The sequence below is a fragment of the Algoriphagus machipongonensis genome (assembly GCF_000166275.1).
Lineage (GTDB): Bacteria > Bacteroidota > Bacteroidia > Cytophagales > Cyclobacteriaceae > Algoriphagus > Algoriphagus machipongonensis.
The window spans coordinates 3819590-3839710 of the sequence record NZ_CM001023.1 but is presented as its reverse complement, the minus strand read 5'-3'; the positions used below and the strand labels follow the sequence as shown (position 1 = coordinate 3839710).

At 39.2% G+C, this 20121-nt stretch carries 17 protein-coding genes; 6 read left to right on the top strand and 11 right to left on the bottom strand.

The annotated features are described in order from the left end of the window. Window positions 1–228 precede the first annotated feature (228 nt). On the bottom strand, window positions 229–1464 hold the full coding sequence (locus ALPR1_RS16175) for a multidrug effflux MFS transporter (RefSeq protein WP_153231828.1): 1236 nt from the start codon (window positions 1462–1464) through the stop codon (window positions 229–231). Between the two features lie 350 nt (window positions 1465–1814). Between ALPR1_RS16175 and ALPR1_RS16170 the strand changes: the two genes are divergently transcribed. The 3 genes from ALPR1_RS16170 to ALPR1_RS16160 are packed head-to-tail and all read left to right on the top strand — an operon-like array spanning window position 1815 to window position 6325. Beyond that, entirely contained in the window at window positions 1815–4361 is a 2547-nt protein-coding gene (locus ALPR1_RS16170) for a DUF7133 domain-containing protein (RefSeq protein WP_008202307.1), read from the top strand. A 19-nt stretch (window positions 4362–4380) separates the two neighbouring features. Further along, window positions 4381–5490 (top strand): sugar phosphate isomerase/epimerase family protein, encoded by a 1110-nt coding sequence (locus ALPR1_RS16165; protein ID WP_008202305.1) that lies wholly within the window; start codon window positions 4381–4383, stop codon window positions 5488–5490. A 43-nt stretch (window positions 5491–5533) separates the two neighbouring features. Then, window positions 5534–6325 carry an SDR family NAD(P)-dependent oxidoreductase gene (locus ALPR1_RS16160; RefSeq protein WP_008202304.1) on the top strand — a complete coding sequence of 264 codons (792 nt, stop codon included), beginning with the start codon at window positions 5534–5536 and terminating at the stop codon, window positions 6323–6325. A 1-nt stretch (window position 6326) separates the two neighbouring features. On the opposite strand, the gene ALPR1_RS16155 is transcribed toward ALPR1_RS16160, so the two are convergent. Genes ALPR1_RS16155 through ALPR1_RS16145 form a run of 3 tightly spaced genes read right to left on the bottom strand, consistent with a single transcriptional unit; the run spans window position 6327 to window position 9181 of the window. Further along, entirely contained in the window at window positions 6327–6863 is a 537-nt protein-coding gene (locus tag ALPR1_RS16155) for a dihydrofolate reductase family protein (RefSeq protein WP_008202302.1), read from the bottom strand. Between the two features lie 9 nt (window positions 6864–6872). Further along, complete coding sequence (locus ALPR1_RS16150; protein ID WP_153231826.1) at window positions 6873–8582, bottom strand: DUF2207 domain-containing protein; 1710 nt, start codon at window positions 8580–8582, stop codon at window positions 6873–6875. Window positions 8583–8617: 35 nt separating this feature from the next. Continuing rightward, on the bottom strand, window positions 8618–9181 hold the full coding sequence (locus tag ALPR1_RS16145) for a LemA family protein (protein ID WP_008202298.1): 564 nt from the start codon (window positions 9179–9181) through the stop codon (window positions 8618–8620). A 382-nt stretch (window positions 9182–9563) separates the two neighbouring features. Between ALPR1_RS16145 and katG the strand changes: the two genes are divergently transcribed. Continuing rightward, window positions 9564–11810 carry a catalase/peroxidase HPI gene (gene katG, locus ALPR1_RS16140; RefSeq protein ID WP_008202296.1) on the top strand — a complete coding sequence of 749 codons (2247 nt, stop codon included), beginning with the start codon at window positions 9564–9566 and terminating at the stop codon, window positions 11808–11810. A 54-nt stretch (window positions 11811–11864) separates the two neighbouring features. Here the strand turns inward: katG and ALPR1_RS16135 are convergent, their stop codons facing one another. Together ALPR1_RS16135 and ALPR1_RS16130 are read right to left on the bottom strand one after the other, a co-directional pair. Beyond that, window positions 11865–12653, bottom strand: a complete 789-nt coding sequence (locus tag ALPR1_RS16135; RefSeq protein WP_008202294.1) for a polysaccharide deacetylase family protein — start codon at window positions 12651–12653, stop codon at window positions 11865–11867. A 21-nt stretch (window positions 12654–12674) separates the two neighbouring features. Then, window positions 12675–14003: a GntP family permease gene (locus ALPR1_RS16130; protein ID WP_008202292.1), complete on the bottom strand. Its 1329-nt coding sequence runs from the start codon at window positions 14001–14003 to the stop codon at window positions 12675–12677. Window positions 14004–14253: 250 nt separating this feature from the next. Here ALPR1_RS16130 and ALPR1_RS16125 point away from each other — a divergent pair, with 250 nt between their 5' ends. Beyond that, on the top strand, window positions 14254–16290 hold the full coding sequence (locus tag ALPR1_RS16125; RefSeq protein ID WP_008202291.1) for a beta-N-acetylhexosaminidase: 2037 nt from the start codon (window positions 14254–14256) through the stop codon (window positions 16288–16290). 51 nt (window positions 16291–16341) lie between these two features. Next, window positions 16342–17223, top strand: a complete 882-nt coding sequence (locus ALPR1_RS16120; protein WP_008202289.1) for a DUF808 domain-containing protein — start codon at window positions 16342–16344, stop codon at window positions 17221–17223. A 33-nt stretch (window positions 17224–17256) separates the two neighbouring features. On the opposite strand, the gene ALPR1_RS16115 is transcribed toward ALPR1_RS16120, so the two are convergent. The 5 genes from ALPR1_RS16115 to ALPR1_RS16095 are packed head-to-tail and all read right to left on the bottom strand — an operon-like array spanning window position 17257 to window position 20107. Beyond that, the gene (locus ALPR1_RS16115) at window positions 17257–17733 is read right to left on the bottom strand and encodes an acyl-CoA thioesterase (protein ID WP_008202286.1); all 477 of its coding nucleotides are present in this window, start codon (window positions 17731–17733) and stop codon (window positions 17257–17259) included. Continuing rightward, the gene (locus ALPR1_RS16110) at window positions 17733–18119 is read right to left on the bottom strand and encodes a hypothetical protein (RefSeq protein WP_008202284.1); all 387 of its coding nucleotides are present in this window, start codon (window positions 18117–18119) and stop codon (window positions 17733–17735) included. The genes ALPR1_RS16115 and ALPR1_RS16110 overlap by 1 nt, the downstream gene beginning before the upstream one ends. Before the next feature lie 6 nt (window positions 18120–18125). Continuing rightward, the gene (locus ALPR1_RS16105; RefSeq protein ID WP_008202282.1) at window positions 18126–18713 is read right to left on the bottom strand and encodes a TMEM175 family protein; all 588 of its coding nucleotides are present in this window, start codon (window positions 18711–18713) and stop codon (window positions 18126–18128) included. 3 nt (window positions 18714–18716) lie between these two features. After that, window positions 18717–19649 carry an SGNH/GDSL hydrolase family protein gene (locus ALPR1_RS16100; RefSeq protein WP_008202280.1) on the bottom strand — a complete coding sequence of 311 codons (933 nt, stop codon included), beginning with the start codon at window positions 19647–19649 and terminating at the stop codon, window positions 18717–18719. 5 nt (window positions 19650–19654) lie between these two features. Further along, the gene (locus ALPR1_RS16095; protein ID WP_008202277.1) at window positions 19655–20107 is read right to left on the bottom strand and encodes a nuclear transport factor 2 family protein; all 453 of its coding nucleotides are present in this window, start codon (window positions 20105–20107) and stop codon (window positions 19655–19657) included. Between the last annotated feature and the right edge of the window lie 14 nt (window positions 20108–20121).

Here is a 20121-nt window from a genome sequence, read left to right as displayed (position 1 = left end):
TGCCATTTAAGGTACAAATCAACCCCTCTAAGCCAGAAGGAGAAAATTTACATTTGAATTATCAATTTCAATTCCCAAAAATGAAAATTCAAAACCTATACATTTTTAGCCTCTGTCTTCTGCTTTTATCCTGTTGCCAACTGAAAAAGAGGTTCCACTGAGTTTAGTAGTATTTACCCGGAACTTCTGGAGGCTTTGATGAAGAAATAGCAAAGAAGCCGTCTCAATTTAACTTGCGACGGCTTCTTTTTTATAAATTTTACTGATCGTTCCGGTGATGTTTTGATCCATCTTCAAGACAATGAATCCTGCCAAAGCGCATGCTGCCATTCCGGAAACCATGGGTAATGAGGTGCCATCATGGAAAAAGCTGACACCCGCAGAAGCGAGACCGCCAAAAGCCATTCGTATACTTCCTAAAATGGCAGATGCACTACCTGCATTTCTAGAAAAGGGAGCCATTGATAGTGCCGCTGTATTTGGACCATTTAGACCATGAGCTGTCAGGAAAATAAACATCAAAACCAGAAGAGAACCCACATCTAGCCATTGGAAATAAATTCCAAAGACTAAGGCAAGACCAACGGCGACCTGGTAATGAAGTGAAAAGTTGATGATCTGCTGGGATGAAAATCTTCGTAAAAGCAAGTGATTAAGTTGAGTAGAACCAATCATCGCAAAGGCAAGTACTGCGAAAATCCAACCGTATTGAGTTTCACTTAAACCATAGATATTCATAAACACATCCGCAGAACCGGCGATGTAAGCAAAGGGAGCTGCTCCAGCCAGTCCGCCAGCAAGCATATAAACCAAAAATTGACGGTTTTGCATGACGAGGATATAATTCTTCCAGACTTGCTTTGGTCTTAGGGAAACCATCTTGTCGGGATTTGCACCATCTGGTAAAACCCATATCACTGCCATCCATATAATAATGGTAAGTAATGCTAACACGATAAACACCCAATGCCACTCATAATATGCTGTCAAGAAACCTCCCAAAGTCGGGGCGATCATTGGTGAAACAGCTATTACTAAAGTAAGCAAGGCTAAAACCTGAGCGGTTTTAGTTATCGGGAAAATGTCTCTAACCATGGCTTGGGCAGCCACCATTCCGGCACATCCTCCCACTGCCTGAAGGAATCGCATGATAATAAGCGTATTGACAGAATCGGTGAAAGCGCATCCGATAGAGGCAATAACATAAATTCCCAACCCTACATACAAAGGCTTCTTCCTGCCGAACTTATCTAATAATGGACCATAAAAAAGCTGACCAATTGCAATCCCTACTAAATATGCAGTCAAAGAAAGTTGAATGTTGGCAATAGAAGTACCAAGATCCTTTGACATGGCAGGAAAAGCCGGTAGATACATGTCTATGGAAAAGGGACTTATGGTACAAAGAGCACCCAATACCAAGACAATTTTAAAATATTCCTTATTTGTAACTTTTTGACCCAATTGACTTTATTTATATCTGTCAAAATTTAAACACTAGCAACATGATTACATCAGGATGAGTTCGAAATTTTCACTCAATTTTTTTATTAATTATGTAAAAAATTACAACATTTTTTGTGTTTCAAATAATTGATATGCTTTTTTCAAGAGGAATTCATAAAATATATTTTACAGGTGCCGGTAGAAAAACTCTATTTTTTTGTGTTTCCACAGAATCAATTTTAACCACTGCTATAAAACAGGCTTGAACTCCCTTAAAAAAAATCAAACTTTAAGCCTATATTTCTGTTTTAATTCAATAGATAATTCTAAAAGTAAATCAATTTCAATCCCCAAAAATGCCGCTTTCAATGAGGCTTATTAGTCCTCTTTTATCCCTGATTATTAGTTGTATAATATTTTCATCCTGTGGTACTTCCAGTTCGGAGGATGAAGCTAATCCATCACCCGCTCAAAGTGCAGAGGAGGAATACGAATCTTTCCAGATCGAGCCTGGTTTCAAACTACAGTTAGTAGCAAAAGAACCGATGGTTCAGGATCCCGTTTACTTTTTGTTTGATGAGGATGCGAGGCTGTGGGTAGTAGAAATGCGTGGCTTCATGACCGATACCTTGGGCTCTGAAGAGGAGTTGCCAATCGGAAGAATCTCAATTTTAGAAGATGAAAATGGAGATGGAGAGATGGATAAAAGTACTATCTATCTTGACAATTTAATCATGCCAAGAGCCATGGCATTTTTTAAGGATGGAGTATTAGTTTCAGAGAATTCATCGCTTTGGATAACACAAGACTTAGACGGAGACCTCAAAGCAGATACAAAGGTTTTATTGGATTCTACTTATGCTGCTTCAGGTAACCCAGAACACTCTGATAACGGATTGCTAAGAAATTTGGATAACTGGTACTACAATGCCAAATCCAGAATTCGGTACAAATATCAAAATGAAGAATGGATCCGAGACAGTACTGAGTTTAGAGGACAATGGGGAATAAGCAACGATGATGAAGGAAGACTATATTACAATTACAACTGGTCTCAGCTTCATGCAGATTTAGTTCCACCTAATTACCTTTCTCGAAATCCGAATCACAAACCATCCATAGGTCTAGACTATGGTGTAGCTGCAGAAAGAACGGTCTATCCGATCCGAGCTACTCCAGCGGTAAATAGAGGATACATTCCGGGTGTACTTAATGAAGAGTCTCGGCTAGTAGAATTTACTGCTGCTTGTGCTCCTTTGATTTATCGTGGTGATGCTTTTCCCAATGAATTTTATGGAAATGCTTTCGTAGCAGAGCCTGCCGGAAATTTGGTGAAAAGGAATGTGGTTTCGGAAAGTGCCAATATTTTAGAAGGACATGATCCGCATCCGGGAAAAGAATTCCTGGCTTCAACAGATGAAAGGTTCCGCCCTGTTCATTTAAGCAATGGGCCTGATGGTGCTTTATACATTGCAGATATGTACCGAGGTCTGATTCAGCATGGTGAATATTTGACCCCCTATCTAAGGGAGCAAACAATAGGCAGAGGATTGATTTTACCTGTTCATTTGGGACGAATCTGGAAAGTTGTCCCTGAAGATTTTGACCCTTCGAAAACCCCAAAACTTTCTGAGGCTAGCAATGAAGAATTGATAGGGTATCTCTCAAGTGAAAATGCTTGGTATAGAGAAACAGCACAACGACTTTTAGTAGAGAAGGAAGATGCTTCTATTCAAATATTATTGACTCAACTTTTGATAGACCCACAAGGGGATGAGCTAGCAAAACTTCATGCCTTATGGACCTTAGAGGGACTGGGTTTAATTGATGCTGAACTTTTATATAGTCTTTTGAATGATTCTTCCATTCTGATCAGAAATAGTTCTCTTCGGCTTTTAGAAGGTTTTGCAGATGATTCAAACCAGGTAAGAAACAGCTTGAGTAAATATGTGGCAAACTGGAGTATTGATGCTTCTGTTAAGGAGGCCTTGCAAATAGCGCTGAGTAGCTATGTTTTGACGCCACAGGAACAGAATGTTGTTCTCAAAAACCTTCTAGATAAATTCGGTTCGGATGCATTGATAAGGGATGCAATGATGAGTAGTTTGAATGGGAGAGAGTTTCAATTTTTAAGTACGCTATGGGAGGCGCCTAACTGGCAAGAAAGAGACCCGATGAAGGAGATCTTCCTCGAAGCTCTAACCTCTGCTATCGTAAAAAATGGAGATAAAAAAGAGGTTTCCGAATTACTCTCTAAAGCAGACACCCCGGGAGAAGAATTCAACTGGAAGCAAAAAATTCTTATTTCAGGTATTGCTATTCAAGCTGGTACGCTTAAAGATAGAGACCCGATCGCACTCACCTCAGAACCATCATTGTTCAAAAGAAATGATTTACCAATAGGTGAAAGTAGAGCTGAGCAAATGAAAAATATGTTTTCCTGGCCTGGTTTTACACCCTCAAAAGAGCTCGCTCAAAATAGTCAGTTGGATGATAGAGCATTGAAGCAATTTGCAGAAGGAAGGCAGAAATTTTTGGTTACTTGTGCTGGATGTCATGGCTCAGATGGAGTGGGAGTTCCAAGGATGGGGCCACCTTTAGCAAATTCAGAATGGGTTCTTGGTGACGAAAGACGATTATCAATGATTTTATTGCACGGAATTGAAGGTGCCATCAACGTGGATGGGAAGCTTTATGATGCTCCTGATATCTTGCCTGTGATGCCTTCTCATTCTACCATGGATGATGCCAGTATTGCTGCAATTCTTACGTATATTAGAAATGAATGGGGAAATGAAGCCACACCAATCAGTGGAAGGACTGTGTCAAAAATGAGGTTGACCACTCAAGGGAGAGTTTATCCTTGGAGTCCTGAAGAGCTGAATGAACATATGGAGGCTTTGGATCCAGAATAACCCACCTAACCTATGCAATATGCAAGCCCAAAACACGCCAACCCAAAATGCATCTTCTACTGGATATGATAGAAGATCATTCTTAAAAACTGCCGGGCTTGGTGCCATGGCAATGAATATCCCCTTTTTTGATATTCCTAATTACCTTCAAGGTGTTCCCATGGGGGTAGTAGTGCATTCCTATGGTGCGCGCTGGCATTCTAAAGCCAACAGTTCCAAATATCCTGGTTTTCAGAATGCACTTGATTTAATTGCCCATTGCAAAGAAATAGGAGCAGGAGGGGTTCAGGTTGGAGTGAATGGTTGGGCTTCCGATTTTGCTAAAAAAGTAAGAGAGGCCAGAGAAAAATCAAATTTGTACCTTGAAGGAAGTATAGGATTACCCAAATCCACGGAGGATGTTGGCAAGTTTGAACAAGAGATTGTTGCAGCCAAAGAAGCGGGGGCTGATGTGCTCAGAACGGTATGCCTGAATGGTAGGAGATATGAAAATTTTCACTCCGAAAAAGAGTTTTTAAATTTCAAGGCCGCCTCATTGGTTGCTCTTTCATTAGCAGAACCTATTGTCCGAAAACATCAGGTAAAGCTCGCAGTGGAAAATCATAAGGATTGGAAAGCATCTGAACTAGCAGAAATCATCCAAAATTTGGGTAGCGAATGGGTAGGCGTAACGGTGGATTTTGGAAATAATGTTGCCCTTTTGGAGGATCCTAATAAAGTGATAGAAACTTTAGCACCCATGGCTTTTTCTACCCATGTCAAAGATATGGGAGTTAAAGAATATCAGGATGGTTTTTTGCTTTCTGAGGTACCCTTGGGTAAAGGGATTGTGGACCTTGAAGCAGGAGTGGCGCTATGCAAAAAATACAATCCTAAGATCAATTTTAGTTTGGAAATGATCACCAGAGATCCATTAGAAATACCTGTTTTGAGTCAGGAATACTGGGCCACGATGGGGAATCTTCCAGCAACAGAACTGGCGAAAATGCTTAAGGAAGTGAAAGATAAGACCTTTATTGGAAGCCTACCGAGCGTTTCTGAACTTAATCAGGAGCAACGACTGGCTTTTGAAGAAGAAAATGTGATTAAAAGTCTCTCCTTCAGTAAATCAACTCTGGGTTTGGGTTGAACCCTTTTTTAAAAGATTAAACAATTTGAAAATCATTTGAAATATGAAATTATCGAAAGAAAGCTTACCAGGAATTAAACTTTTTGATCTAACAGGAAGATCCGCAATTATTACAGGAGGTTCAAAAGGTTTGGGGCAGGCTATGGCCGCAGGACTTGCAAGTGCTGGAGCGAATGTAATGTTGGTAAGTAGAACGCTCGAAGAAGGTGAAAAAGCTGCAGAAGAGATCGCAAGCGAATTTGGAGTTAAAGCCATCGCTTTTGCTGCTGATGTAGTCAATGAGGAGCAAACGATATTGATGGCGAAAAAGGCGATGGAGGCTTTCGGGAGGATTGATATATTGATCAATTCAGCGGGGATCAATATCCGGGGGGCTATCGATGAATTGAGTTTGGAAGATTTCCAAAAAGTGATGGATATCAATGTTACCGGAACTTGGCTTTGTAGCAAAGCTGTAGCTCCTTATATGAAGGAAGCTAAAAGTGGTAGTATTATCAATATGGCAAGTACTTTAGGCCTGGTAGGACTTTCTAATAGGACACCATATACAAGTAGTAAGGGAGCCGTTGTACAGATGACAAGAGCATTAGGTCTGGAGTTTGCTCCCTTTCAAATCAATGTCAATGCGATTTGTCCAGGACCATTTCTAACAGAGATGAACGAGCCGATTGCTAATACAGAAGAGGGAAAGAAATTCATTGTAGGAGCCACAGCGTTGGGTAGATGGGGTGAATTGAAAGAAATTCAAGGTGCTGCTATGTTTTTAGCCTCTGATGCTGGAAAATATATGGTGGGCTCTATGTTGACCGTAGATGGTGGATGGACCGCCCGTTAAATTACCTGGACCTTACATAATGGTTTTGCACAACTTTACCCAAAAATCGGGTAGAGTTGATGCATTCAAAAACAAGTTCTTTTGGTAAATCTCCAAATAACCGAATTCCTGAGCCCAATAAAACCGGAATTGTTGTGATAACCATTTCGTCAATTAGATCTTTCTTCAGGAAGGTTTGGATGGTTTTTCCTCCATCGATGTAAAGCCTATAAAATCCTTTCCCATGAATTTTAGAAAGGATCTCTGAAATATTCCCTTGAACCAAAAAAACTTTGCTTTTTAACCTATCTGGTATCTCCTTAAGGGAATTGCTCCATACGAATACAGGTTTTTTATAAAACCATTCTCCTTCAAAATTTGCGACAACTTCAAAGGTGTTTCGTCCCATGAGTATGGCATCAACTTGGGAAGTGAATTGTTCGAAGCCGGTATCGATTTGATTTATTTCCGGAAAAGTGGAAAGCCACTCCAACTCATTGTTTTTACCGGCAATAAACCCGTCCAAGCTTGTCGCTATAAATACACTGTTTTTAATCATAATTAATTTTTACCAGCTGCCTCCACCGCCGCCGCCAAATCCACCTCCGGATGAACCACCTCCACTACTAGAGCTACCTGAACTGGATGGTGAACTGACCATGGTGCTTTGGGCTGAATTGATAGAGCTTGAAAAAGATTGGGAAAAATGATTCATCGACATCATTCTGCCTGAAGTAGAAGTGTACCATGTGGGAGGTGGAATATGCAATGCATCAAACTTTTTGGTCCATTTATCGAATAACCCAAAGGAAAGAGCGTAACTCATCGTTGACTCAAAATAGTTTGGGTCATCCTTAAGAAGCATTTTCAATTTATTTTCTTCCGCAACCTTAATAAATGTTTTAAAGCCCTTGAGTTCTGAAAGGATGTTAGTTCCTACCTTGTTTTTCTTGATCATAAATTGGCTCATGATCAAAAGAAATACGCAAGAAACAAAAGCTGCTATTGCTGCTAATATGCCCCAGAAGAACAAAAAGCTCGGAACTAAAACGAAAATAGAAAGGATCACAAAGAAGATGGTATAGTTCCTGGTTTTCTTAGACTGAGGGTCATAATATTTCTGGGCATCTTTCTTAAGGGAGCTTTTTGCACTGCTCATGGTAGTATAAAATTTATCCTTAAGACTGCTTACCAAAACCTCGTCATGGGATCCATATTTGGTAAACAAACCATTAAATAAAGTCTTTTGGTAATCGGGTGCATTATCTTCAATGGGGTTCAGTTTTATCAACTTGATATCATCTTTGGCAAACCAGCCTTTTTTGTCGATTTCTTCAACTTTCAATAAACCTTTTGTAGCCCAGTAGGGGATTAATGAGATTAAATCAACATTATCTCCAGAATCATCTATTAGATAACCCACCATTGCGGGATCCATTCCTTTTGGTGGGTAATAGCTCGTCACGGTAGGTGCATGGTCATCTTTGCCATGAATTTTCCATGTTCTGTAAAAAACAAAATACCCAATGGCTAAGATGATTGACCATCCAAAATTTGACCAGAAAGGCCAAAATGGTTTGATTTCCTGAATGCTTCCTGGAGGTAGTTTTAACAATACTGTCACATTTTCTCCACTGGCGGAAACAAAATCCTCCAAACTATTGCCTTGATAAACCCCGTTTTCAAAAGAAGTTTGAAAATCATTGCTAGGGGTGTCAATTCCGGTTGTGCCTGAATAAATAAAATATTGATTTTCATTCAAGGTTATTCCGGAAGGTAGATGAATCTTAAAATTGATTTGTCGGAAAGGTGCTATCCAATTACTGGGTTTTACATTCCAGTAGAAAAATATTTGGTCTGGCTCAAAAATGAAAGCATTATCCACCCTGTATTTGATCTCATAATGTTGAGGACCTTCTAAAGTGATGTCAGCATCTCCAATTTTTATTTGAGCGTTTCCACTCATCCGCTGTTCAAACTTGGAGCTTTTTTCAAATTTATAATTTGGAACTTCAATCTCGCTTATTTGAATTTCTCTTTTTTCTAAGTTTTGATCAGCAGTTTGAAAGTCATATTGAGTCTGAATGTCCCGATAAATACCATGCTTAGGAACTGAAAAGTCGAGATCGTATTTTTCCACTACCTCAAAGTACCCTTCTTCATAAATTGTAATCTCAACATTATAAGTGTTGACAATAAATCCCTGCGCATATGCCTGATTAATTCCAAAGCATAAAAGCATGCAAAAAAACGCACCTTTCAATAAAAGTAATTTCAATTTGGAGGAGTTTTGGATAATCAATAAGGACTTTATCAGACAGTGAAGTCTACTTTCACATTTTCTCTGCTTTCTTCATCAGCTTCGAAATAATCAAAATGTTGATAGCTGAACATTCCCGCGAAAAGGACTCCAGGGAAGCTTTCCCCATAAGTGTTATTTTCCCGAACGGTACCATTGTAATATCTTCTCGCTCTCTCCAGGTTTTCTTCAATCTCGTTAAGCTTATCCTGTAGTTGGAGGAAATTGGTGTTAGCTTTTAAATCCGGGTAGGCCTCACTGAGGGCAAAAATGCTTCTTAGTGTTTTTTGAAGTTGGTTTTCCGCTTGAATCTGTTGGTTAATGTCACCAGGAGGAACTGCCATGGCAGCATTTCTGGCCTGTATCACTCTTTCCAAAGTTTCTTTTTCATGACTTGCATATCCTTTGACGGTTTCGACAAGGTTAGGAATTAAGTCATAACGCCTTTTCAGCGCAACATCGATATTACTCCATCCGTCTTTGACCAAATTTTTATTTCGTACAAATCGATTGAAAATACTGACGATCATAAAACCTAAGGCTATGACAACAGCTAAGATTATTAAGGTGGTGGACATGGTATAGCGTTTATATTTTTGATTTAATAAAAGAGAGGTAGTTAAGTTACCTAAATTCAGGTATTTAACCTCACTTTAATTACCAACTTTTTGGAGATTTTCATTTCAAAAAAGCATTTGAGATTTTTTAATCATAGAAAAAGAGGCTGTTAAAGAAAGAATTCACCTTAAATACCGTTAGGTTAAGATTAAATGATTCTTATCAGAAAGCTAAATTATGAGAATGCCTTTTGCCCATTTTTCATTAAATTACTGAAGATCAAATAGGGATTGATATTCTAATTTGATCATAGTTATTATCTATTGAATATTGTCTTTAATAGATATTCTTTTTTCTATATTAGCTCAAGTAAGCTCAAAAAAACACAAAATTTTAATCACTATGGAAAAACATCATTCACATTCGAATGGCTCAAGTTTTGAAACCAACTCAGAAGGAGGAAAATGTCCTTTTACTGGAGGTACAATGCAACACAGCGCTGGTGGAGGAACTAGAAACCGAGACTGGTGGCCAAACTCCTTGAATCTTGGAATCTTAAGACAGCATTCTTCTTTGACTAATCCAATGGATAAGGATTTCAATTATGCCGAAGAATTCAAGACTTTGGATTTGGAAACTGTAAAGAAGGATATTGTAGAAACGTTGACCACCTCCCAAGATTGGTGGCCTGCAGATTTTGGTCATTATGGCCCTTTTATGATACGTATGGCTTGGCATAGTGCAGGTACTTACCGGATTGCCGATGGTAGAGGAGGGGGCGGTGCAGGCGCTCAGAGATTTGCTCCATTAAATTCCTGGCCTGATAATGCCAATTTGGATAAAGCCAGATTGTTGCTTTGGCCAATCAAACAGAAGTACGGAAGAAAATTGTCTTGGGCAGATTTGATGATTCTGGCAGGAAACTGCGCTTTGGAATCAATGGGACTGAAAACCTTTGGTTTTGGTGGAGGTAGAGAAGACATCTGGGAGCCAGAGGAAGATGTTTATTGGGGATCTGAAGGAGAATGGCTTGGTGATAAGGAAAGGTATAGTGGAGACCGAGAGCTTGAAAATCCGCTTGGTGCCTCGCACATGGGATTGATTTATGTGAACCCAGAAGGTCCGGAAGGAAAGCCTGATCCAATTGGTGCTGCGAGAGATATCAGAGAAACCTTTGGACGCATGGCGATGAACGATTACGAAACCGTGGCTTTGATAGCTGGAGGTCATACTTTTGGCAAGACTCACGGTGCTGGAGATGCTGATAAATATGTAGCTGCTGAGCCAGCTGGAGCACCCATTGAGGAGATGAGTCTTGGTTGGAAAAATACCTTAGGTAAAGGAAATGCTGAAGATACAATCACCAGTGGCATTGAGGTTACTTGGACAACCACTCCAACACAGTGGAGTAATAACTTCTTCGAAAATCTTTTTGGCTATGAATGGGAATTAACCAAAAGTCCAGGAGGAGCACATCAGTGGAGACCAAAAGATGGTGGAGGAGCAGGAACCGTTCCTGATGCACATATCCCAGGTAAAAAACATGCTCCAGCGATGTTGACAACAGATTTGGCCTTAAAGTTTGATCCTGAATACGAGAAGATTTCAAGACACTTCTATGAAAATCCAGATGAGTTTGCTGATGCTTTTGCCCGCGCTTGGTTCAAATTGACTCATAGAGATATGGGTCCTTTGGCACTTTATCTAGGCCCAGAAGTACCTAAAGAAGAGTTGATCTGGCAAGATCCTATTCCAAAAGTGAATCATAAACTTGTAGAAGCGTCTGACATTGCTTCCCTAAAAGCAAAAATTCTTGATGCCGGGTTATCCGTGTCGGAATTGGTTTCCACTGCATGGGCTTCTGCTTCTACATTTAGAGGTGGAGATAAAAGAGGTGGTGCCAATGGAGCAAGAATCCGTCTGGAACCAATGAAAAATTGGGAAGTAAATAATCCTTCTCAATTGTCTAAAGTTTTGAAGACTTTGGAAGGAATTCAATCCGATTTTAATGCTTCACAATCTGATGGAAAGAAAGTTTCTTTGGCAGATTTGATTGTTTTAGGTGGATGTGCAGCAGTAGAGAAAGCTGCTAAAGCCGGAGGACATGATATAGAAGTTTCATTCTCTCCAGGTAGATCTGATGCATCTCAGGAACAAACAGAAATCGAATCATTTGATGCACTAGAACCTGCTGCTGATGGATTTAGAAATTATTATAAACCAAAGCATAAAGCTTCTGCTGAAGAGCTATTGGTAGACAAAGCGCAAACATTGACTTTGACTGCTCCAGAAATGACTGTTTTGGTAGGTGGAATGAGAGTTTTGAAGGCGAATTTTGATAATTCTAAACATGGGGTGTTTACCTCTACTCCGGGTTCTTTGACAAACGACTTCTTCAAAAACGTTTTGGATTTGAATACAACTTGGAGCGCAACCACAGATTCCCAATCCATCTTTGTAGGTAGCGATAGAAAAACCGGTGAACCAAAATGGACAGGAACTCGAGTGGATTTGATTTTCGGTTCTAACTCTGAGCTTCGTGCTTTATCTGAAGTCTATGCTTGTGCGGATTCTGACAAGAAATTTGTCAAAGACTTCGTAGCAGCTTGGAACAAAGTGATGAATCTGGATCGATTTGATTTAAAATAATCGATTAATATTTCAAATTGAATTGAAAGGTGGTCTTATAAAAGACCACCTTTTTTAATTGCTCAACTTTTTATTCAAATCAGGTGTAATGATTTTTCTTGCCATCGCATAATCCACATAGTATTCTAAATCTCTTAAAGAGATGACCTGATAGTCATTTTGTTTTAAAAAAGTCAAATATTCCTCAAACATATCTGGAGGAGTGTTCACCCAAGGATGCTCTATGTCTGGAACTCCATGGATAGTTAGAATTACAATTTCTCCATTTTTAGCCATTTTCAAAGCCTCAAAAATTTCCTTTTTGTTGGTACTATCAGTAGCCCAACTGGGAATTAAATAGGGGTGATCAAGTTCAGGGTCATAGGGCCGACTTCCACCAGCTCTTGCAAAGTGATAGTTTTTGTCTTCAAGAAACTTCAAGCTTTGAGCATTTAAGCCATAGCCAGGGTAGGCAAAATTTGTGGGTATTGAAATGTCTAATGAGTCACATTTTTCCTCTATATATCCAACTTGCTGGTTGAATTCCTCTTTCGTCAACTTGCTGACATTGGCATGCGTGTGGGTATGATTAGCTACTTCAAAACCCATCTGATCTAATGCCTGTATTTGCCTCCAGTTCATGTAAAGCGTACTGTCTTTAGAATTCGGGGGGAATTCGCAAACAAAGAACGTTCCTCCAAAACCATATTCTTGAAGCATGGGAGCTACACGCGAGAAATGACTTGCAGGAGCATCATCAAATGTCAAGACAACCAATTTATCTGGAATTGATTTCCTCAATATCTGAGCAGAAATTTCTGTCAAGCAGCAAACCACCAAGATTAATAAAATGGCCTTTTTCATTTGAATCAGCAGGTTATCTTATCACATGAATAGTGTAATGATGTAAATCGTAATAATTGCTGTGGTGGACATGATGAAAGTCCCTAAACTATGGGCCTTATTTCCTTGTTTAATGGTCAATCCGGAGAGTTGGGTGACCGCCCAGAAGAAACTGTCATTGGCATGGGAAATTGCCATAGCACCTGCGCCAGTTGCCAAAACAGCGAACACCTTCATGGTTTCGGAATCTAGGCCCAGCGAGGCTAATAATGGCGCTACGATTGATGCGGTAGTGATCATTGCCACCGTAGATGATCCCTGAGCAGTTTTGAGAGAAAAAGCAATTAAGAACGGTAAGAAAATGCCCCAATTGGAGGTACTCAAACTAGAACTCACCAAATCGCCGATTCCAGAGTTTTGAAGCATTTTACCAAAAACTCCACCGGCACCGGTAATTAAGATCACGGGAGCAGCAATTAGCAAAGCTTCACCTAACCAACCGCTCGCACTTAAGAGCTTTTTGTCATATTTAGTGGGAAGTGTGAAAGAAAGAAATGCGCCAAGCAGCAAGGCTATCACTGGGCTTCCTAAAAACAAAATAATCTTGGTAAACGAACTGTCACCCAATGGTTGAGTTGGGTATTGGGCTATAGATGCCAAAACAATCAATACCAAAGGTATGGTAATAGGTAAGAATGACTTAAGTGGACTAGGAGATTTTGTAGTTTCTTTTTCAGGTTTGCTAGTGGCAAATGTTGGTTCTAATGGAATCTTCCAAACCACTTTTTTGATAAAAATATAACTTGGGATAAGAGTGATTAAACTGATAATAAAACCCCAAAAGATAACCATCCCTAAATCTGCCTCTAAAATTCCTGCTGTGGCAATCGGTCCAGGAGTAGGGGGTACTAGGGAATGAGAAGCCGTTGCTCCCAAGGCTACAGCAATGGTAGTGGCAGCATAAGGTATTTTACCCTTTAGAGAAAGTGATTTACTAATCGGGTTCATCATGATAAACGTACTATCACCGAAGACTGGGATAGAAAGGATGTATCCGCTAAAAAGCATAGCTGCGGTAACCCTTTTCTCACCGATCCATGAAAGTATCTTTTGTGCGATGACCAATGCTCCTCCCGTCTTTTCCAAGAAGGTTCCGATCATGACCCCTAAGAGAATCAATAGTCCTATACTTCCCAGTACTCCTCCAAAACCATCAGAAATAGATTTTAAAATAAGATCAGTGGACATGCCTGAAAGCAGCCCGTAAAAAATTGCTCCAACAAATAGAGCTAGAAATGGGTGGATATCAAACTTGACAATGGCAGTCATAATCAAGACGAGCGCCACCAAGATAATCAAAAGTGTTACCATGGAAATATGAGGTTAATTTTGGGTTGATGGTAAGTATTTACCAAAGGTTTAACATAAAAATTAAATAAAAATGCTCAATAAAAAAGCCTAGGATAAGATAAAGTTCTGTCAATGTCTGATTTCGCCATCTTTTCAGTTTTAGCCATGTGCAAAAAATGAATTTCTTTAGAAAGCTCGGGTTCTTAGGAAAAAAAATTAATTAACTTCGAGCTTAAAGTTTAGAATTAGCAATAGCCCTTAAACATATACTATGAAAATCAATTTAGCTTTTTACTCTTTAATCGTTTGTTGGTTTGCCTTCTCTTGTAGCCCGAAGCTCAAAGAAGATGCGGATATCAAGCTTTTACCTGTCCCCATAGAACTATCTTGGAAGGGAGCTTCTTCTCTAGATCCGAGCTCAGTAAAAGAACCATTAGAAAAGGCAAAAGAGGAATTTACTTCAGGAGGAAAACTTGAAGGTTTTTCTGATTCAGGTCTGCAACTTTTGATAAATTCTGAATTAGGATTGAAAAATGAAGGCTATGAATTGCATATAGAATCCGATCAAATTCAAATTTCTTCCGGTACAGAATCAGGATTATGGTATGGATTAATGACATTAACTCAAATTGTTCAAGATTCTGAAGATCAAAATTCCTTTGTGCCTCAGGTTGTAGTAAAGGATGAGCCAAAATTAGCTTACCGAGCAGTCCATTTGGATGTGAAGCATCACTTGGAAAAGAAGGAGTATTACTACGAATTGATGGATCGATTAGCCGAATTGAAGATTAATGCAATTATTATTGAGATTGAAGATAAGTTAGGCTATGAACTTCAACCTGTTGTCGCTTCCCAAGATGCATATTCAATTGATGAGTGGAAAGCGATTTCTGATTATGCAATGGCAAGAAATATTCGAATCTCACCTTTAGTTCAAGGATTGGGACATGCTTCATTTATTTTAAAACATGAGGAATATGCTGCTTTAAGAGATGATCCTGCTAGCGATTGGGCTTTTAATCCACTGGATGATAAAACCTACGATGTACAGTTTGATTTATATGCTGATGCATTAAAAGCATTTCCTCACGCAGACTATTTACATGTTGGAGGAGATGAAGTCCATACTACAGGACGAGGATCCGGAATGTCACCTTTGGAGTTACAACTGACTTGGCTAAATCGAGTGAGTAAATATGCGGAAGATAATGGTTTGACTCCCATCTTTTGGGATGATATGCCTTTGAAAAATGCAGGTTTATACGGATCGATTTATGATTCTAAATTGTCAAAAGCACAAGCAGATAGTATTTGGGCTGCCAATGAATATAAGTTGAATGAGTATGTAGACATGTTCCCAAAGAACTGCGTCTACATGAGATGGAATTATAGCCTGCCAGAGTCCCCCGGAAATAATTTGGCTATCCAATGGTTTACCAAAAATGGTTTCAATGTCATGGGGGCTACTGCAGGACAAACTCGTTGGAATTTGATGCCTCTGGAAAATAGCAATACCCAAAATATCCGTGATTTTGCTAATATTTCAATCAATAATAAAGCAGATGGATTACTCCTTACGCTTTGGGATGATGATTCGCCATTATTTGAATTGTATCAAAGAGGAATTGCAACATTCTCAGAGTATACATGGTCAGGATATCAAAGGGATGCGGAAGAATTACATAGCGCCTATAGGCAGCGTATGTTTGGGCCTGAACTTGCTGCTCCCTCTCATGAGTTTGTTCCTGAACTGGAAGAGGCAGTAGCATTTTGGAAAAATGCCTTGTTGGATGGGAAGGATCGGAACCGCTTAAAAGGTTTAGAAGATCCAAAAAACAGTGCACTTATCGACTTGCCAAACTTGGATTCAGCCGGAGTTTGGACAGAAAAGTACCAAGAGCGAGTTAGCAAGGCCGAGGAAAATCTAAAAAAAGTAAATGAAGTTTTGGAAGAAATAGAAACTTCTAAAAAATTAGCTAGAAGAAATATTTATAACTTGGAGGTTTATGAGCAAGTTGCAAAAGCAGTTCAATTCACCAATGAAGCTTTGATCACTTTGGCTAAATTGGATCATCCAAGTGGTGAAGAGAGAAATATAGCTGAAGCAGAATTAAAAGGCATGCCTGCAAAGTGGAAATCTATTCAGGAAAACTTGGAGGAAGTTTATGGCAAAACAAGGCAATTGAATAAGCCGGATAATTACATTTTGGATCAGGATCATCATGTGCACCTGGCCAATCAAGCAAAAGACTTTTCAGACTGGCAGTTTTTTGTGGAGAAGTTGTTTTTAGAGAAAATTGCAAAGTAAAAGTTAGAGGTATAAAACATCTTTTGAGTAAAATATTAAGAGTTAAACTAAATGGCATCAGGATTATTTGCTTTACTAGACGATATCGCCACATTAATGGATGATGTCGCAGTCATGAGTAAAATGGCAGCAAAAAAAACTGCCGGGTTATTAGGCGATGATTTGGCAGTAAATGCAGAGAAGGCATCAGGTTTTGTCTCTGACAGAGAAATCCCTGTATTATGGGCAATCACCAAAGGCTCATTATTAAATAAACTGATCATCTTACCTGTTGCATTTCTCTTGAGTGCCTTTGTTCCCTTTGCTATAAAAATAATTCTTCTGATAGGAGGGGTTTATTTAGCTTTTGAAGGGGCCGAAAAGATCTACGAATATTTGGTTCCTCATCAAGAAAAAAAGGCCGTTTCCTTGGCGGTAGATTTAACAGAAGAACAAATACTAGAAATTGAAAAGGAGAAAGTAAAATCTGCAATAGTTACAGATTTTATTCTCTCCATAGAGATTGTGATTATTACCCTCGGTACAGTTGTGGACGCTCCGATTTTACAACAGATAATAGTGGTTTCTCTTATCGCTTTGTTGGCAACAGTAGGTGTTTACGGAGTTGTGGCACTGATTGTGAGAATGGATGAATTTGGACTAAAGTTGATCAACCTCAATGAAGAAGATAATAGCTTCTCTGATAAAGTAGGGAGAGTTTTAGTCAGTGCTTTGCCGAAGGTGATCAAAGGAATGACCATCGTAGGAACTGTCGCTTTGATATTAGTTTCAGGAGGAATATTTGTTCATAACATAGATTTTTTCCATCATCTATTGCCAAGCTGGCCTTCCATTATCAAGGAAATTATCTTGGGGCTATTAGTGGGTTTTGCAGCATTCGGAGCATTCGAATTTTTCCATAAGCTATTTGCAGGAAAGAAGAAGCATGCTTGATTTCCTAATCTTGTGGATTAAAATCCAACGTAATTATTCATTAAAGAAAGGCTTCATCTCGTTGTGAATATTTTCACGAAGTGTTTTGAGGCGCATGGCATATTCTTCTAGCTTCTTTTCTTGGTCAGTTTTAGGAATCCAAGGCTTTACTTTGATGGATTTACCATTTTCATCTACCGCAACAAAAATGATGATACAATGTGTCTTTTTCTCAAACTTCTGGTCGGAAAACCCGCGGCTGTAAATTTCCACCATGATATGAATACTTGAGTTACCAGTGTAAATCACGGCTGCATCAATCTTGATGACTTCGCCAATATTAATGGGTTTATAGAACCGTATACCACCTACATACACGGTGACACAATAGCTTTCGGACCAGGTTCTCGCGCAAGTATAGGCTGCTTGGTCTATCCATTTCATCACTACACCTCCATGGACCTTACCTCCGAAATTCACATCTGAAGGCTCACTGATAAATTGAAAAGATGTTTTATGTAGATTCTCCATTAGGCTTCTTTTAGAGGGTGAGTAAATACGATTAATCCAAAAGTTACAGCAAAAACAGCATATAGCCCTGTTAATATTAAAAGTTCAACGGAATCTTGATTGTTGGATGAGTATTTCAAAAGGGCTAAGCCACCTACTACGAAGTGAGTGAAATTCCCAATTGCAATAGGTCGGTTATAAATACCTCCCATAGTACTTCCTTTAACCATCCAGTTGACCATAGCAAAGCCTACATATAGCGCACCTGTTAGCTGAAAAAAGATACTTGTACTTTGATCAATTTTAAAATGAATGGCTATTTCCTGTGGAAAAAATGACATAAGCACTCCAAGAATTCCTAAGAAAATAGAGCTTAGGATTAAAACAATTTTAGTATTGATTTTCATTAAAGCTTAATTTTTATGGGATTCTCGGAGGGTCCGCTCAATTCTCGGATCCGGAATCAGCCACATTAAGGCTACTAAGATATAAAATATGCCAGCGATCCAAGGCTTATAAAAACTCGCCAAAATACCCAAAATATAAAAGATCGGAGATAGGTTTCCTTTTAAGTCTTTACCAATTGCTTTTGCTAAAATGGACTCCTTGCCTTGTGCTTTAATAATAATCCTTTGAAGAATAAAATAAGCTATTGCTGACATGAGGAGGATGATTCCATACAAAGCCATGGGTAAGGATGCAAAGTGGTTTTCACCAAGCCATCCCGTGACAAATGGAATTAAAGAAAGCCAAAAGAGTAGATGAAGATTTGCCCAAAGAATGCTACCACTCACATGTTTTACTGTATGTAACATATGGTGATGGTTATTCCAGTAAATGCCGATGTAGATAAAACTCAGGATATAGCTTAGTAAGATTGGGATCAAGGGTTTTAGATCTGATAATTCGTCGCCATGGGGGACTTTGATCTCGAGCACCATGATTGTAATTACAATGGCTAAAACCCCATCGCTAAAAGCTTCTAATCTTCCCTTTTGCATATATCAATTTAGCAATCTTTGGATTTTCTCTTCCAATTCTGCAGATTGTTTAAGGGCCTCTTCTAGAGGTAATCCTTCTGCAAGTCCAGGTCTTAAGTGTCCGGTGGATCTAAGCCAGGCATCTCTTAAGATAGCTTGCTTTTGGCTGATAAGCATCAATAATTCGGGAGCATTCTCTTCAGTTGCTACTGCCTCCTCAAAGGAGTCGAAATTCTCGACGTATTCTCCCAAGTATTCAAGAATAGGTTTTGCCATCAACCAATGCCCTATTGCTCCTGGATGAATGCCGTCCTTTGCCAAAAAGTAGGCTGGATCCTTTTTACGCTGATCTTCCAAAAACTTTCTCATGGGCCAATGTAAGTCAATGACTTTCCAATAATCCGTATACCTTTTGCTGATCAGCCAATCAGAATAATTATCGAGCACATTGGCATAAGCTTCGCCTTTTTTAGGGTCAAAAACCGGAGGTGTGACGAAAACTGCAGCTGCAGCGATGGAGTCAATCTTTTGGTTTAGCCATTCAATTCCCGATTTATAGGATGCAAATCGATTATCATCCAGAGGAAGGTAAATGCCGTCATTCATACCATAATTGGCGAAAATGATATCAGGTTGTAATTGTTCAAAAATTCGGTCTAATCGTTCATGTAAATCGGGTCTTGGGAAAGCTCCGCCCGCATGCCCTTCTTCAGATAGTCCAGAAACGGTCTCACTGGGTAAACCTAAATTCAGCCATTCTATGGACGAATTCGGGTGTTTGATACGGTAATATGTTTCTATAAAGGCAATGTACTGGCCCCCATATGTGATGCTATTTCCAAGGAATAAAATCTGCTGGGTTTCGGTAGGGATTTTAATATTTTCCTGGGCTTTAAGAGAGTGGAAACCCATGAAAATGCCTAAGGAAATCAGACAATATCTTTTTAAAAAACTCATAATTATTAATCTCTAATTGGTGTACTATGCAACATTTTAAGTTTCCATCCAGCGGCTGTTTTTACAGCCACAGCACTTTCTAGCCAGTGGACTTCACGGATGACTTCTCCATCTCTGGAAATCTTAGCATAGTTGTGGTAGGCAGTCCAGGCCATATCTCCATCAACCTTGGTTTCAATGAATTCAAATTTATTGACACGTGTGGGAATAGGCTGCTTTTTAATGGCATTATCAAAGTACTCTTTGATGATTTTATTGTTCCAGACTTCACCATCTTCCAATAAAAGGAAGTCTTCGGTATAATAGTTTTCGATTTTTTCGCTGTTGAAAGCTGAGAAAAGTGAATCAAATGACTCTTGTATTAGGACCTCTATTATTTCAATTTCTTCTTGCTGCGTCTGAGAAAATGAAGGAGACCCCAAAAAGATAAAAAGGCCAAGTATCAGCAACTTTTTCATAAGTGTTTGATTTG